Here is a 15,396-nt window from a genome sequence, read left to right as displayed (position 1 = left end):
GACGTAGGCTACCGCCCTCAGTTGTGCACGGCAGCCCATCAATTCAGGGTGGACGCGAAGACTATCCAGGCCATATAGGGCAGCAGCAGTCCCGCGGTGCGGCTGATGGGGCCAAAGTACAGTATGGTCACGGCGACGGCGGCGATCAGAGCAAGGATGATCGCCAGCGCCTGCACACGCCCGCTGTACGGCCGGTCCCGCTGTTCCTGCCGGGACATCAACTCTTCGTCGTTCGGCTGCATGATTCCACCTTTGCCAACCCCCGCACCCCCGTCAAGGCAGTCCGCCGCACCCTCCCCTGATAAGCCTGCACCGCTCCAGGCTTTAGACTTGAGGCTGCATGTCCGCACGCAGACACGAGTACCGAACCGCGCACGAAACCGATTGGACACGTCCCCCTTGCGAGAATTCACCGCACGATTTGCCACCGCCGAGGAAATTGAAAACTGGGACAAGCACGTCACGGCCAACCCCAACGGCGGCAACATGCTGCAGTCGGCCGCGTACGCCACGGTGAAGAACGGCAGCGGCTGGAAAGTACGCTTCCTGGTGCTGGAAGGCGGGGAAACTGCCAGCTACAACCTCGTGCTGGAAAAGAGCTTCCCGGTGCTGGGCCGGCTCTGGTACCTGATCAAGGGACCGGACCTGGCGGCAGTGAAAGACCTGAAGGCAGCACTGGACGCCTGTGCTGCCTTCGTCCGCAGCCGCAAGCTGAATGTCTTCACCATCAAGATCGAGCCCGACATCGTGGACTCAGCCGAGGCGCAGGCGGAGCTGGCGGAGATCGGCCTGGTCAAGGCACCCAATATCCAGTCCAACGACTCCACCGCACTGCTGGATATCTCCGGCCCGGAAGAGGTGGTGTTCAAGGCCATCTCCTCCCGCGCCCGCAACGCCATCCGGCGGGCCGAGCGGGAAGGCTGCGAGGTGGTCCGCAGGGATCACGGCCCGGAGACATACCTGGACCTGTACAACCTCATGGCGGACACCGTGAAAGCCAAGGGTTCCATGCCGCTGCGCAGCTATGAGTACTACGCCGCCTTCTGGGAAGAGTTCTGCGCCAGGGGCCAAGGCAACTTCTTCTTCACCTACGAGGACGGAAAACCCAGCGTGGGCGCCTTCGTCATCAACTACGGATCCAAGGCCACGTACAAGGACGGCGGCTCGATTCAGAACCGCAAGCAGTACGGCGATTCACACCTGGTCCAATGGGCAGCCATCCGCCGCATGCAGGAACTGGGCTGCACGGAATACGACTTCTGCGGCACCCCGCCCGCTGCCCGGATCAAGGACAAGACCCACAACCTCCATGGCATGGGGATGTTCAAGACCAGCTTCACCAAGACCGTCACCGATTTCGTGGGGTGCCACGACTACGTACTTATGCCCTGGAAGCACCGGCTATGGGTCAAGGGAGCAGAAAAGGTGTTCCGGCGGATCGAAACTGCCCGCACCGGCCAGCAGTTCTACTGACCTGACCCCCGAACAGCCGCCCCGCAGCTGTACTTCCGGTTAGTCCATCACACCCACCTCGCCCACAGCCTGCCGCGGGCGGGCCGCCCATTCGTGAAGAAGGTATCTCCCTTGAACGCAATCACCGCCGCCGACCTTGAGTTCGCCGTGCTCAGCGACGCCGACTTCGAGCAGTTCGCGTTGAAGCACCCCCAGAACAGCTTCCTCCAGTCCGTTGACTTTGCCCGGTTCCAGCGCGCCAGGGGGCAGCAGGTGGAGCTTTTCGGAGTACGCCGCGACGGGGAACTGGTGGCCGCCGGCAAACTCAACTACACCACCACCCGCCTGGGCTACACCATCTGCGAATGCGCCAAGGGCCCCCTGATGGACTACACGGATCCTGCCCTGGTGCGCGCCGTCGTCGAACTTCTCCGCAAGCGCGCGGCAGAGCGCAAGGCGGCCGAACTGCGGATTTCGCCAAACCTCAAGTACATTGCCCGTGACGCCGAGGGCGCGGAGCACCCGGAGGTCGAGGACAATCGGCCGCTGTTGGCAGAGCTTGCCGGGCTGGGCTTCCAGCACCAGGGCCTGGACATGAACTTCGTGAACGTGAACTGGATGTTCGTCAAGAGCCTGGAAGGCATCCAGGACGCCGAGGAACTGATCATGGGTACGAGCTACCGGACCCGGAAAGCGGTCCGCAAGGCTGAAAAGAACGGCGTCTTCCTGGAACAGGCCACGCTGGATACCCTTGACGAGTTTTACGGTGCCCTGAGCAAGGCGGGTGACGAGAAGGGCTTCGTCTACCGGGAGCGCGAGTACTACGAACAGCTCCTGCGCACCACCTCGGCCGAGTTCACCAAACTCATGATGGCCAAGATCGATATCCCCGCCTACCGGAAGTCCATCACCGAGCGGATGGCGGCCGAATCGGCCACTGCCGCGCAGCTGCGCCGCGAGGTGGAAGAGACGGGCAGCAAGAAAAAGGCCAACCGGCTCAAGGTAGTCCAGGACCTCGTGGACAGCTACGAGCGAAGCCTGAAGGACATCGAGCGCTTCCCAGATTCCGTCGGTGTAGCCACCGTCGCCGCCATCCACTTCGTCTGCTATGGCGACGAGGTGGTGTGCGTTATCGGAGGAACGGTGCAGGACTACATCTACTTCAACGGCGCCACATCCCTGTATTGGGGCATGATGCTCCATGCCCTCGAGAAGGGGTACCCGCGGTACAACTTCTATGGAACGTTCGGCATTTCCGGGCAGGACGAGGAAGGCCATGGCGGCTACGAGTTCAAGAAGGGCTTCGGTGGAGAAGTGGTCCAGCTGGTGGGCGACTTTGTGATGCCCGTCCGCCCCGCCGCCTACCACGCCAACCGGCTCGCCCGGGCAGCAGCAGGCGCCGCCCGCCTCCTGTTGGGAAAACTTCCCATCAGGCGCTCCGCCTGACCCGCCAGTAAACCACCACCACGGGAGGAGGGACCATGACCGACCGCCCCGGCCAGCCCGGCGCCGGTTCCCCGAAGCGCAGGCCGCACACTGACGGCCTGCCCAAGACCGAGCCACTGACTCCCTCCCAGCTGCGCCAGAACGCTGCTGCCAGGAGGATGCTGCGGCGCCTTGTCCAGGGCGAGAATCCACCCACTGCACCCCTGAGCATCGTGGACAGGCTCACCGGCAGCCCGTACGCCAATCCCACAATCCAGGTGGGAGGCGTGGACACCTCGGCACGGAAGACCCTGGACTTCGCCCTGCATCTGGCCGAAACCATGTTCCGGTACGGTGCCGGTGCCCTTGAAGTGGAGACCAGCATCATCGCCGTCACCGCGGCACTGGGACTGAAGAACATCGAGGTGGACATCACCAACCAGTCCGTCGGCATCAACTACGCGCCCAAGGACCAGACGCCCATTTCGCTGCTGCGGGTGGTCCGCTCCTGGACCAACAACTACGCCGGCCTTGCCAAGGTCCACCAGTTGGTGACGGACATCGTGGCCGGGGGAGTGGGCCGGGACGAGGCGATCCGGCGGCTGGATGAGGCCATCACCAGCCCCAAGCCGTTTCCGCGCTGGATGGTCACGGCGGCGTTCGGCACTTTTGCCGCAGCCTTCGTGGCGGTGCTGGGCGGCGGCCCGGTGTCTTCCGCCATCGCGTTCGCGGCCAACATCGGCGTCAGCCTGCTCGCACGGCGGCTGGGGCGGTGGCGGGTGCCGGACTTCTTCATTACAGCCAGCTGCTCGCTCGTGGTGACACTGCTGGCACTGCTGCTGTGGCAGTTCGGACTGACCAATTCACCGGCCATCGTGGTGGTGGGCGGAATCCTCCTGCTCCTGCCCACCGGCCGGCTCGTCTCATCGGTTCAGGACGCGATCAACGGCTTTCCTGTTACGGCAGCCGGGCGGTTCCTGTCCACGCTGCTGACGTTTGGCGCGATCGTGGCGGGAATCGCCGTGGCATTGGTCGTCGGCCAGTTGACCGGCATGCCGGGCATCGACGTCACCCAGACGTTCCCGCCTGCCTACGACCTCTGGGTGCTGGTCATCCTGGTGGCCGTGGCAGTCATGGCCATCGGGGTTACTGAGCAAACCACGTGGCAGCTCCTGCTGCCCACGGCGGTCGTGGGCGTCGCGGGTTACTTCGTCCTGCTCGGCGGCGGCCTGCTGGGAATCGGTGACCGGTTCTCGCCAGCGCTTGCTGCCGTGGTCATCGGCCTGCTGGCCCGCGTGGTGGCCTTGCGGATGGGTGCGCCCCAGCTGGTGGTTGCGGTTCCTGCCGCGCTGATCCTGCTGCCGGGCCTCACCATTTTCCGCTCAATGTACGTGCTCACCATCGAGGAAACGGAAATCCTGCTCGGAGCGGGCGGGATGCTCAACGCCGGCGCGATTGTGCTGGGCACTGCCGGCGGGATTGTCCTCGGCGACACCCTGGCCCGGCCGCTCACCCGCAACCTGGCCAGCAACGAGCGGCGCCGCGCGCGCCGCCGCTGACCCAGCCTAGATCTGCCCCACGGGGAGTTTCTTTTCCGCCTGGAAAACATCCTCAACGCGGCCCTTCGCCCAATATCCGGAGAGGGACACCTGCCGGCGTTCGAGGCCCCGCTGCTTGAAGAAGACGTCCCGGAGTGCCTTCATGTAGCCGCGCTCGCCGTGGGCAAAGACATCCACGGTTCCGGCCGGCCAATCCGCCTCCGCCACCGCCTGCACCAGGAGGCTGCTCTCACCCGCAGGGACGCCGCTGCGGGCAAGCCAGCGTATTTCCACTCCGGCCGGAGCGGCAATCGGCTGGATGTCGGCGTCGGAATCAACCTCGAGAAAGGCGACCCCGACTGCTTCAGCCGGGAGCGACTCCAGGCATGCCGCAATGGCGGGCAGCGCCGCCTCGTCCCCCGCGAACAGGTACCAGTCGGCATTGGGATCCGGGTTGTAGGCGCCGCCCGGGCCGGTGAAGATCAGGGGATCACCGGGCTGGGCCTGTGCTGCCCAGGGACCCGCCAATCCCTCATCCCCGTGGACCACAAAGTCGATGGCCAGTTCGCGGGCTGCGGGATCCACCCAGCGGAGAGTGTAGGTGCGCGTGTAGGGCCACTGTTCCCGCGGCATCGTCTCGCGGATGCTCCACAGGTCCAAAGGGGAGGGGTACTGGACCCCGGGCTGCGGAAAGACGATCTTCACGTACCGGTCGGCGAACCCGTTGTTCACAAAATCCGCGAAGCCTTCCCCACCGGCAACAATGCGGACCATATGTGGCGAGAGCTGTTCCCGGCGCACCACGGTGAGGTTGATCTGGGGGCGGCTCTTCTTGGTGGCGCTGGTAGCGGCGGGAACAATGCTCATAAGGTAAGCCTAAGCTAGGCCGACGGCGGAAGCTCCCACATCACTTCCCCCGCACCCTGTTCACGAAGGAGTGAATTGACGCGGCTGAACGGCCGCGAACCGAAGAACCCGCGTGAGGCCGACAGCGGGCTCGGGTGGGCGCTGGACACCGCCGGTACTCCGGGCAGGAGCGGGCGCACGCTCTCCGCATCCTTACCCCACAGCACGGCAACCAGCGGCAACGGTGACCCGTCTTGCCCCCGCCGCATGGCCAGGGCCTCGACGGCCGCCGTCGTTATCTCTTCCCAGCCTTTCCTGCGATGGGAACCTGCGGATCCGGCGCGTACGGTCATCACGCGGTTCAGGAGCAGCACCCCCTGCTGCGCCCAGGCCGAGAGGTCGCCATGGACTCTCGGCGGAATACCGAGGTCTGTTTCCAGCTCCCGGTAGATGTTCGCCAGGCTCCGGGGGATCGGCCGGACATGCGGATCAACGGAGAAGGACAGGCCCACCGGGTGCCCCGGCGTTGGATAGGGATCCTGCCCCACGATCAGCACCTTCACCCCATGGAGCGGCTGGCGGAAGGCCCGGAGAACGTTCGACGGCGCCGGCAGGACCTGGTGCCCGGCTGCCACTTCGCCGGCAACGAAGGTGAGCACGTCCCTCAGTTGGTTTTCCACGGGGGAGAGGGCGGCGGCCCAACCGGGAGCCATCAGTTCCGCGAGCGGAAGCTGTGCCATTTTGGCGAAGCCAACGCTGCCGCCGTTATCGTGCTCCTGCTCCAGCTCGAACAGGGCGTCAGATTCAAACATCGCTCCATTCTTGCAGGGCCGCAAATGACAATGCTGTTATTCGTCCGTAGCATGGGGGTCGGACACTTCACGTAAACCCAGCGAAGGAGAGTGTGCGCCGTGGCGGAACCAGCTCGCGAGCACCTGCCGGAGCAGGACCCGGGGAGCAGCCTGCTCCCTGATTTCACGCTGCGGGACTCACCGTTGAGCGAGCGGGACCAGCAGATGCTCGCCTTGGAACGGCAGTGGTGGAAATATGCCGGCGCCAAGGAACAGGCCATCCGGGAGCTGTTCGATCTCTCTGCAACCCATTACTACCAGTTGCTCAACGCCCTGATTGATACTGAGGATGCGCTGGCACATGACCCCATGTTGGTCAAGAGATTGCGTAGACTACGTACGTCGCGTCACCGTGCACGCACTGCACGCCGCCTGGGGTCCGACGCTTAAGACGCTCACGCTGAATCCTCAGCAGCAACACACAAGGATGTCTTTTTCCCATGACCAAATACGCCCGCGATGAGTTCGACAAGGTCCCCGAGGCCGCGTCGCGACAAGGTGTCCATCGCACAGCCTCTGCTCCGTCACGGGTCCGGCTCTGGCCTATCCTCGCGGTGGGGTGTGTTGCCCTGGCCATCGGCCTGGTGTCCTTTTTGATCCTTCCCAAGCTTGGATTCGGCGGACCCGCCAGCCAAGCCTCGGCAAGCCTCGAAGCGGCCCCGCTGGCGCAGGCGGGTGCAACGCCCTCCTCCACAGCCAGTGCTTCAGCCACACCCTCCGCCGAGCCGTCACCGTCCGCCTCTTCTGAAGATACCTCCTCTGAAGATGCTTCCGTTGGCGGCAGCACCGAGGCGGGGACGGGGGCCGGCTCCAGCACCCAGCCGACGGCGCTGGCCGCGGCAGTGGACAAGACCCAGGCCGTGGCGGTGTACAACGCCGCCGGAACCTCCGGACTGGCAAGCCGCGTCGGCGGCACGGTGCAGTCGGACGGCTGGATTCTGGGACAGGTAGGCAACTGGGCGGGCGCCCCGCAGCAGGGCTCCACCATCTTCTACGACGGAGCGGACCAGCTTGCCAACGCGCAGGCCCTGGCCGAGCTGCTGGGCGTCCCCACCGTAGTGAACAGCCCCGAATTCCAGGTCCCGCTGGTGGTAGTGCTGGGTCCCGGCTACCGGTAGTTCACCAACTTCACCCTGCCGGCAGCAGTTATGCCTGAATAACTTTCAACCCCGGCCGCGGACGCCAGCACCGCCTGCGGGCATTGGCTAGAGTGAACCGCAGGCGCCAATCGGCCGGCGGCACCGGTGCAGCTTCGCGGAACTAGCGGAAAGAGTGGTCATCATGGCACGAGGAACCGTCAAATGGTTCAACGCGGAAAAGGGCTACGGCTTTATTACCGTTGACGGCTCAGGAGACGACATTTTCGTCCACTGGTCTGCTATCCAGGGCGAGGGCTACCGCGTGCTGGACGAGGGGCAGCGCGTGGAACTCGAAGTGGGCGAAGGCGACAAGGGCCCGCAGGCGGAAAGCGTCCGGCCGGCCGAGTGAAGCACCGGATCATACCCGCAACGCGCACGTGCCTGGCGGTCGCCTCAACCCTCTGCGCCACGCTGGCCCTCACTGCCTGTTCCGGCGTGAGCGGAAACGCCCGGGTGGAAACAGCGGAAGCATCCGGAGACGGAACCCTCCGGGTCGGCCTGATCCTGGACAACGCAGGCGACAGCAGCTTCCTGAACGCTCCCCAACTGGCCGCTGCAAAGCTGGCCGTGAAGGAGATCAATGACGCCGGCGGCCACAAAGGCCGGCCCGTTGACCTCCTGCCCGTCGAGCCCGGCAAGGACCCGGCGGCTCAGGCACAGGCCCTGGTCCAGGGCAAAGCGGACGTGGTCATCGGGCCCACTGATTCCAGCAACGCAGCCGCCGCCGTCGACATCCTCTCCAGGGCGCGGACCCCACTGGTCTCGCCTGCCAATACTTCGGCCGGCCTGAGCAGCATTCCCAGCGGCGGCTACTACTTCCGGACTGCCGCGGCCGACGTCGCGCAGGCGCCCGTGCTGGTGGAGCTGGCCAAGGACGCCGGTGCCGCCACGATCTCAGTGCTGCACCAGGAAGGGTCCTACGGCAACGGCGTATCGGCTGCTGTGTCCGAATCCGCCCAGCAGGCTGGGCTGAAGGTGGCAGCCACGGCAGGTTTTGGGCCCGGCGGGGCGGCAAGCGCCGTTGCCACCGTCCGCAGCGCGGCAGCGGACGCGGTGATCCTCATCGCCCGCGACGGCGCGCAGGGTGCCTTGGCCGAATTGGACAACGCCGGCCTCGCAGGGTCGAAGATCATCCTCAGCGAGGGTGCTTTCGCCCGGTACGGGTCCAGGCTTGGAAGCAAGGCCTTGGCGGGGGCACGTGCGCTAGTTCCGGGACAGCTTCCGTCCTCCAGGTTCCAGGACAGGCTTCTGGGGATCGATCCGACCCTCAAGGACGTGTCCTTCGCAGCGGAAGCCTATGATGCCGTCATCCTTGCCGCGCTGGCTGCCGCCAAGGCAGAGGACGACGCGGGACGGTCCATCGCGGCAAACCTCATTGCGGTGTCCAGCGGGACCGCCGGCACGGTGGCGGGCGGCACGGGGTCGGCGCCGGAGGCGCCGTGCCCCACCTTCCAGGACTGCATAGCAGGAATGTCCTCGGGGGTGGATATCGATTACGACGGCGCGTCCGGGCCGATTGCCTTCGACACCCACGGTGATATCACCGCAGCCACCTTCACGGTGTTCACCTACGGGGAAGACAACAATCCAACGGCCACCGGCGTGGAAACCGCGGGGCGCGCTGCCGGCTGATCGCCCTCGGCGAAGCGAGGCAGGTGAAGCACTTCCGGCTGCGGATTCGCTTGCACTCTCACGTGGGGAGTGCTAATTATTGATTTAGCACTCTGACGTACCGACTGCTAAAGCAAAGCCTGGTCCCGGCCGGCGGCGCGCGGCACCGGGCGAGGAGCGAAGAAACACCTAACTGGAGTGAGACCCCCACCCCTAGGCATACAGAGGCCGCCGGCGAAGGGTCGTCCGTCGCGGGCACTGCAGCGAAGGTACATTCTTAACGACTGTCCCGAAAGGACTACTGCCGTTATGGCCAAGATCATTGCATTTGATGAAGAGGCACGCCGCGGCCTTGAGCGGGGCCTGAACACCCTCGCCGACGCCGTTAAGGTCACCCTCGGCCCGCGTGGACGCAACGTCGTCCTCGAGAAGAAGTGGGGCGCCCCCACGATCACCAACGATGGTGTTTCCATCGCCAAGGAGATCGAGCTGGACGATCCCTACGAGAAGATCGGCGCCGAGCTGGTCAAGGAAGTTGCCAAGAAGACGGACGACGTCGCTGGCGACGGCACCACCACCGCTACCGTTCTGGCCCAGGCCCTGGTGAAGGAAGGCCTGCGCAACGTTGCTGCCGGCGCCGATCCGCTGTCCCTCAAGCGCGGCATCGAGAAGGCTGTTGACGCCGTTACCGCCGAACTGCTGAACTCCGCCAAGGAAATCGAAACCAAGGAAGAGATCGCCGCCACGGCATCCATCTCCGCCGGTGACGACGAGATCGGCGCCCTGATCGCCGAGGCCCTGGACAAGGTCGGCAAGGAAGGCGTCATCACGGTCGAAGAGTCCAACACCTTCGGCCTGGAGCTTGAGCTCACCGAGGGCATGCGCTTCGACAAGGGCTACATCTCCGCCTACTTCGTCACCGACGCAGAGCGCCAGGAGACGGTCCTTGAGGATCCGTACATCCTGATCGTCAACTCCAAGATCTCCAACGTCAAGGAACTGGTTGCAGTCCTCGAAAAGGTCATGCAGTCCAACAAGCCGCTGCTGATCATCGCGGAGGACATCGAGGGCGAGGCCCTGGCCACCCTGATCGTCAACAAGATCCGCGGTACCTTCAAGTCCGTCGCCGTCAAGGCTCCGGGCTTCGGTGACCGCCGCAAGGCACAGCTCGCCGACATCGCCGTCCTCACGGGCGGCCAGGTCATCTCCGAGGAAGTTGGCCTGAAGCTGGAGAACGCCGGCCTGGAACTCCTGGGCAAGGCACGCAAGGTCGTTGTCACCAAGGACGAGACCACCATCGTCGAGGGTGCAGGCGACGCCGACCAGATTGCCGGCCGCGTGTCCCAGATCCGCGCCGAGATCGAAAACTCGGACTCCGACTACGACCGCGAGAAGCTGCAGGAGCGCCTGGCCAAGCTGGCCGGCGGCGTTGCAGTCATCAAGGCCGGTGCCGCGACGGAGGTTGAGCTCAAGGAGCGCAAGCACCGCATCGAAGACGCAGTCCGTAACGCAAAGGCTGCTGTTGAGGAAGGCATCGTTGCCGGTGGCGGCGTGGCCCTCATCCAGGCCGGCGCCAAGGCGTTCGCCAACTTGCAGCTCTCCGGAGACGAAGCAACCGGCGCCAACATCGTGCGTGTTGCCATCGATGCTCCGCTGAAGCAGATTGCCTTCAATGCAGGCATGGAGCCCGGCGTAGTGGTTGACAAGGTCCGCGGCCTGCCCGCCGGCCACGGCCTGAACGCCGCAACCGGTGAATACACCGACCTGCTGGCTGCCGGCGTCAATGATCCCGTCAAGGTGACCCGTTCTGCCCTGCAGAACGCGGCCTCCATTGCCGGCCTCTTCCTCACCACCGAGGCCGTAGTAGCCGACAAGCCGGAGAAGAACCCGGCACCGGTCGGCGGCGGCGACGAGATGGGCGGCATGGGCGGCTTCTAAGCCTTCCCTGCCGGGACCCGTCCCGCCTGCAGCAAAAAAGCGGCCCCCTCTCCCGAGGGGGCCGCTTTTTCATTCCTGGCGCTTATGCCGGCTAAGGCCGCTACTTGCTGGCGCCGGAGATCATCCCTTCGACTTCCTTCTTGAACGCCTCGGCGGCGGCCTGCGGGGTAAGGCGGTCGTACAGCACCTCGTCAGTGAAGCGCTTAATCACGTTCTGCACGCTGCCTGCACCGACAGGCGGGACGGGCGGAGCTTCCTTGATATCCGGCTGAATGTCCTTCAGGAAACCCACTACGGTGGTGTCTGCCGGCTTCAGGGACGGAGTGATGCTCTCCACAATCTCCGAGTTGGTGGGCACGCCACGGTCCGTCATCAGGATCGCTCCGGCCTCCGGGCTGTTGGCCAGGTAGTTGATGAACGTGGATGCTGCCTCCGGATTCTTCGAGCGGGAGGAAGCGGACCAGAACATCGTCGGCTTGTAGTACATGCCGTTCTCCGCGGCGCTGCCGTCGATGCTGGGTGCCCGCAGCATCTTGATGCTGCTGCCGGTGGTGGCCTCAAGCGATCCGAGCTGGTTTGTCCACCACCACGCCATGCCCACCCTGTTGGTGCCGAACAGACTTTCCTCGAGGCCTGCGCCGGCGTCCTCGGTGGCCACGGTGGCCGGCGGGCTTGCCTTGGAGTCCCGCTGTTCCTTCAGCCGCTCCCAGAAGGCGGCGGCTGTTGCGGTATCGAAATCGAGCTTGCCATCCTCCGAGTAGAGGTTCTCCCCGTGCTGGCGCAGCCAAATGATCAGGTCGGCCTCGTTGCTGCCGTACGCGGCGCCGTAGTTATTGCCGCCGCCGGCGGCGCTGATCTTCGAGGCTGTTTCAATGAAGTCATCCCACGTCCACGTGGTGTCGTCCGGGATGGGAACATTGGCCGCTTCAAAGACTTTCGTGTTCGCCATGATCACGTACGCGTTCTGGCCGGTGCTCAGGCCGTACTGCGCGCCGTCGTACTGGCCGGACGCCAGCGCCTCCTTGTCCAGCTTCGAGGTATCGATGCCGCTCTGCTTGGACAGGTCAAGGAGTGCACCGCGTCCGCCGTACTCCGCGATGTACTTCTGGTCCATCTGGATGATGTCCGGCGCGTCGTTGGCCGCGGTCTTGGTGGCCAGCTTGTCCCAGTAGCTGCTCCATTCACCCGGCTCCGATTCGATCTTGATGTTCGGGTGTTCCGCTTCGAACGCGTCAATGACCTTTTCGGTCTGCGCATTCAGGTACTCATTGCCCCACCAGGCGAACCGCAGGGTCACTTCCTCATTGTTGCCGGCGCCTGAGGAACTGCCGCAGCCCGTCGCGAGGATGGAAAGGGCCACGGCTGCCGCGCCAAGCTGGAACCGCCTGCGGCTGAGGGTCGGAATCGTCATTGATGTGCCTTCCTGGTGCTTATCGCTTTCCCCGACCAGCTGCTGCCCCCTTGCTTCCAGCCGTCCAGAAAACGTTTTCTCATTTCGTAGAACCGATTCTGCCCCCAGCCGGCAGGCAAGGTCAAGAGTTTTCGGTAAACGCTTTCCTGCTACTGTTTCCCACCGTGTCGGGGCGGTCCTACCCGCCTTCCGTGCCCAGCCTTGACAGTACTGCAGCCCAGGGGCCGCCGGGCGTCCGCTTTGTCGTGCCCGTCTGGCAGGATGGACCGGTGACGATTACTGCAGCGGCTGACGGTTCAGCCTTGGGAAACCCGGGTCCTGCTGGCTGGGCCTGGTACGTGAACGACGACTGCTGGCGTGCCGGAGGCTGGCCCCACGGGACGAACAACCAGGGAGAACTCATGGCGGTCCTGGATCTGTTGCGCGCAACTGCCCACCTGCCGCAGGAGGACCTGCACATCCTCTGCGACAGCCAGTACGTCATCAATTCGATCACCAAGTGGATGCCGGGCTGGAAGCGCAAAGGCTGGCGCAAGGCCGACGGCAAGCCAGTCCTGAATGTGGAGCTGCTCAAGGAACTGGACCGGGAGCTCGTCGGACGGAAGTACACCTTCGAATGGGTCAAGGGGCATGCCGGGCATGACCTGAACGAAGCTGCCGACGAGCGTGCACGCGCCGCCGCCACCGCCTACCAGCAGGGCGTGGCAGCCCGTTCAGGCCCCGGATTTCCCGGCGCCCACCATATGCCTCCGGGCGCGGGAGCCAAAGCGGCGGTTCAGACGAAAGAAGCCAGGGACGCCAGCGAAGCCAAAGCGGTTCGCAGGGCGCCTTCGGAGACACCGTCACCGGCCGAAGCCTACGAAGAGCCGGACCTCTTCAGCCAGCTGGGTAACGGGGCCTTCGGCGCGGATGGCACCGCCATCCGGGCAGCGTCAGCCCCGCCGGAGGCCCAGGTGGAAGAACTGGAGCGTGAGCTGCTGGGTCCGCTGGTCCGGGGGGATATTGGACGGACGGCCGTCCTGCTGCACCCCGATTTCATGGAGTTCGGCAGCTCGGGCCGGGTATGGACCCGGGACGCCATGATGATGGCGCTGGAGGAAGACCCGGGGGAGCGGACGGACATTGAGATCCTCAGTGTAGACCGGATCGGGGCCGAGGCAGTCCTGCTGACCTACCGCAGCTACGCGCGCTCCGGCACCATCCTGAGAAGCTCTTTGTGGGTTTTGGATGGTGGCCGGTGGCGGCTGCGTTTCCACCAGGGCACGCCGGAGGCCTGATCCGTTCCGTGCCCCCGCGCCCAGCCGGACTGCTCAGCTGAACCGCAGCGTGTTGCCCTGCTCCGCTTGGGCGTAGGTTGCTGCCGCGGAGGCAAGCGCCGCGTTGATCGAAGCAAGGGAAGCCTCCACCCGACCCTGAGTGATGGTCCATTCGGTGATGAGCGCCTGGAAGTTGGTGGCAGCCGAGCCCCGCCATGAACCCTGGAGTTCGTCCAGTCCGCGTTTCATGGCCTGGACGTCCGCGCTGATCCTGTCCACTGTTGCCTGGACGCTGGCGGACTTCAGCTGCAGGAGTTCGGTATCGACGGAGATGATGCTCATGGCGGTGCCTTTCGCTGTGACGGGCAGCGCAGGCTGCCCCACCCGGCTGTTCCGGGCTGCTGCAACCAGCCTAGGGAAGCGGCTGCAGGCACGGCCACAGCCTGGAGCTATATGTGGACAACCTCGCCGCCGCTGCCCGCGCCAGGCTCCGCCGGTGCTTCCTCACGGTGCGGCAGGCTGACCACCAGGGTTGCGCCGCCGCCGTCGGTATCCTCCACCCGAACGGAACCGCCATGCGAGCCGACGATCGCCGCAACGATGGCGAGCCCGAGTCCGCTGCCCCCGGTCTCCCTGGTGCGGGACGTATCCGCCCGGTAGAACCGCTCAAAGACCTTGGAGGCATCCTCCGCGGAGATGCCGGGCCCGTGGTCGCGCACCTCAATGACGGAGCGCCGCTGCCCGTCCTCCTGGCGGCGGACTCCCACGGCCAGTTCAATGGGGCTGCCGGCCGGGGTGTAGCGGAGGGCGTTGCCCATGAGGTTGCCCACCACCTGCCGGAGTTTGGCCTCGTCGCCCAGCACTGGTGCGGGCGCGGGAGGCTCCCCGTCGAGCCCGGTAAGGGTGATGGCGCGGGAGCGGTCGCTTGCCTGCGTGTCCACCACAGCGTCGTGGGCAAGGAGCTGAAGGTCCACGGGCTTCTGCTGCAAGGGCCGCTGCTCGTCCAGGCGTGCCAGCAGCAACAGGTCCTCCACCATAGAGCCCATCCGCTTGGCTTCGCTTTCGATCCGGCCCATGGCGGTGGCAACATCCTCCTCGCTGGTCAATGCCCCGTGCCGGTAGAGCTCGGAGAACCCGCGGATGGTGACCAGCGGGGTGCGCAGCTCATGGGATGCGTCGGCCGCGAACCGGCGCATCCTCGCCTCTGACGCAGTGCGGGCTGCAAACGCGGTTTCAATGTGCGCGAGCATGGCATTCAGCGAGCTGCTGAGCCGCCCCAGCTCAGTTCCGGGATTTTCCACTTCAACACGGCGGGAGAGATCGCCGGCGGCGATCGCGGCTGCTGTTTTTTCCACCCTGGCCAGCGGCCGGAAGGATCGGGAAACGGTCCAGCTGGCGATCAGGGAGGCCAGCAGCAGTGTCAGCAGCCCCACTCCGGTGACCACCAGGGTGGCGTGCTTGAGGACATCGTCCACGCTCCGCAGGGGGAGCCCGATAACCACCACCGCCGTGGTCTGGTTGTTCTGCACCGGTACGGCCACCACGCGCCAGTTCTCCCCGTCGGTGCCCCGCGCCTGGTACGGGACAGCACCACGTGCCTGCGCCTGCTCGACAGTTATGGAGCTGATGTCCGGCCGGCTGTCGGGGTCGCCCCCGAAGGGGTAGGGCTCTTCTCCGGGCGCGAAGAGGATCAGGGAGTAGTCGGTGGGGACCATGGGGTTGGTGGGTGCCTGCAGCTGCGTAAACGAGCGTTGTTTCCGCGCCAGGTCAACGGCCCCGTACAGCTTGTCGTCCACCTGCGCCTGCAGGTAGCTGTGCAGCAGTGCCAGTGTGCCCGCGCCCGTTACCGTGAGGGCAACTATCAGCAGGGCCATGATCATGGCCACCAGCTGCGTCCTCAGCGAGGCCGACTTCCATCGCTGCAGCAAG

The 15,396-nt window shown here is 65.2% G+C and carries 15 protein-coding genes; 9 read left to right on the top strand and 6 right to left on the bottom strand.

Going from position 1 to position 15,396, the window contains the following annotated elements:
• Positions 1-38: 38 nt before the first annotated feature.
• Positions 39-242 carry a tryptophan-rich sensory protein gene (locus FDW84_RS14045; RefSeq protein ID WP_138610135.1) on the bottom strand — a complete coding sequence of 68 codons (204 nt, stop codon included), beginning with the start codon at positions 240-242 and terminating at the stop codon, positions 39-41.
• A gap of 157 nt (positions 243-399) precedes the next feature.
• Here FDW84_RS14045 and FDW84_RS14040 point away from each other — a divergent pair, with 157 nt between their 5' ends.
• From FDW84_RS14040 to FDW84_RS14030, 3 genes are all read left to right on the top strand, one after another.
• Positions 400-1,473, top strand: a complete 1,074-nt coding sequence (locus tag FDW84_RS14040) for a lipid II:glycine glycyltransferase FemX (protein WP_138610134.1) — start codon at positions 400-402, stop codon at positions 1,471-1,473.
• A gap of 111 nt (positions 1,474-1,584) precedes the next feature.
• Entirely contained in the window at positions 1,585-2,898 is a 1,314-nt protein-coding gene (locus tag FDW84_RS14035) for a peptidoglycan bridge formation glycyltransferase FemA/FemB family protein (protein ID WP_138610133.1), read from the top strand.
• A 35-nt stretch (positions 2,899-2,933) separates the two neighbouring features.
• Positions 2,934-4,436 (top strand): threonine/serine exporter family protein, encoded by a 1,503-nt coding sequence (locus FDW84_RS14030; RefSeq protein ID WP_138610132.1) that lies wholly within the window; start codon positions 2,934-2,936, stop codon positions 4,434-4,436.
• Between the two features lie 6 nt (positions 4,437-4,442).
• Here FDW84_RS14030 and FDW84_RS14025 read toward each other — a convergent pair whose 3' ends face one another.
• Together FDW84_RS14025 and FDW84_RS14020 are read right to left on the bottom strand one after the other, a co-directional pair.
• A complete protein-coding gene (locus tag FDW84_RS14025) occupies positions 4,443-5,282 on the bottom strand; it encodes a siderophore-interacting protein (RefSeq protein WP_138610131.1) in 840 nt (279 codons plus the stop codon).
• Between the two features lie 14 nt (positions 5,283-5,296).
• On the bottom strand, positions 5,297-6,073 hold the full coding sequence (locus FDW84_RS14020; protein ID WP_138610130.1) for a uracil-DNA glycosylase: 777 nt from the start codon (positions 6,071-6,073) through the stop codon (positions 5,297-5,299).
• 99 nt (positions 6,074-6,172) lie between these two features.
• Here FDW84_RS14020 and FDW84_RS14015 point away from each other — a divergent pair, with 99 nt between their 5' ends.
• The 5 genes from FDW84_RS14015 to groL all read left to right on the top strand — a co-directional run bounded on the left by FDW84_RS14015 (position 6,173) and on the right by groL (position 10,800).
• The gene (locus tag FDW84_RS14015) at positions 6,173-6,502 is read left to right on the top strand and encodes a DUF3263 domain-containing protein (protein WP_138610129.1); all 330 of its coding nucleotides are present in this window, start codon (positions 6,173-6,175) and stop codon (positions 6,500-6,502) included.
• Between the two features lie 50 nt (positions 6,503-6,552).
• On the top strand, positions 6,553-7,230 hold the full coding sequence (locus tag FDW84_RS14010; RefSeq protein ID WP_138610128.1) for a LytR C-terminal domain-containing protein: 678 nt from the start codon (positions 6,553-6,555) through the stop codon (positions 7,228-7,230).
• 163 nt (positions 7,231-7,393) lie between these two features.
• The gene (locus FDW84_RS14005) at positions 7,394-7,600 is read left to right on the top strand and encodes a cold-shock protein (protein ID WP_138610127.1); all 207 of its coding nucleotides are present in this window, start codon (positions 7,394-7,396) and stop codon (positions 7,598-7,600) included.
• An 86-nt stretch (positions 7,601-7,686) separates the two neighbouring features.
• Entirely contained in the window at positions 7,687-8,883 is a 1,197-nt protein-coding gene (locus tag FDW84_RS14000; RefSeq protein WP_371419172.1) for an ABC transporter substrate-binding protein, read from the top strand.
• A 288-nt stretch (positions 8,884-9,171) separates the two neighbouring features.
• Positions 9,172-10,800: a chaperonin GroEL gene (groL, locus tag FDW84_RS13995; protein WP_138134342.1), complete on the top strand. Its 1,629-nt coding sequence runs from the start codon at positions 9,172-9,174 to the stop codon at positions 10,798-10,800.
• A 100-nt stretch (positions 10,801-10,900) separates the two neighbouring features.
• Here the strand turns inward: groL and FDW84_RS13990 are convergent, their stop codons facing one another.
• Positions 10,901-12,211 (bottom strand): ABC transporter substrate-binding protein, encoded by a 1,311-nt coding sequence (locus FDW84_RS13990; RefSeq protein ID WP_138610126.1) that lies wholly within the window; start codon positions 12,209-12,211, stop codon positions 10,901-10,903.
• Between the two features lie 269 nt (positions 12,212-12,480).
• Here FDW84_RS13990 and FDW84_RS13985 point away from each other — a divergent pair, with 269 nt between their 5' ends.
• Complete coding sequence (locus FDW84_RS13985; RefSeq protein ID WP_138610125.1) at positions 12,481-13,488, top strand: ribonuclease HI family protein; 1,008 nt, start codon at positions 12,481-12,483, stop codon at positions 13,486-13,488.
• A gap of 33 nt (positions 13,489-13,521) precedes the next feature.
• Here FDW84_RS13985 and FDW84_RS13980 read toward each other — a convergent pair whose 3' ends face one another.
• The gene (locus FDW84_RS13980; RefSeq protein ID WP_138610124.1) at positions 13,522-13,809 is read right to left on the bottom strand and encodes a WXG100 family type VII secretion target; all 288 of its coding nucleotides are present in this window, start codon (positions 13,807-13,809) and stop codon (positions 13,522-13,524) included.
• Positions 13,810-13,916: 107 nt separating this feature from the next.
• The gene (locus FDW84_RS13975) at positions 13,917-15,395 is read right to left on the bottom strand and encodes a sensor histidine kinase (protein WP_171046784.1); all 1,479 of its coding nucleotides are present in this window, start codon (positions 15,393-15,395) and stop codon (positions 13,917-13,919) included.
• Position 15,396 lies beyond the last annotated feature (1 nt).

The sequence above is a fragment of the Pseudarthrobacter sp. NamE5 genome, from assembly GCF_005796225.1.
Classification (GTDB): Bacteria; Actinomycetota; Actinomycetes; order Actinomycetales; family Micrococcaceae; genus Arthrobacter.
The sequence above is the reverse complement of the archived record's forward strand: the minus strand, read 5'-3'. Positions and strand labels throughout refer to the sequence as shown.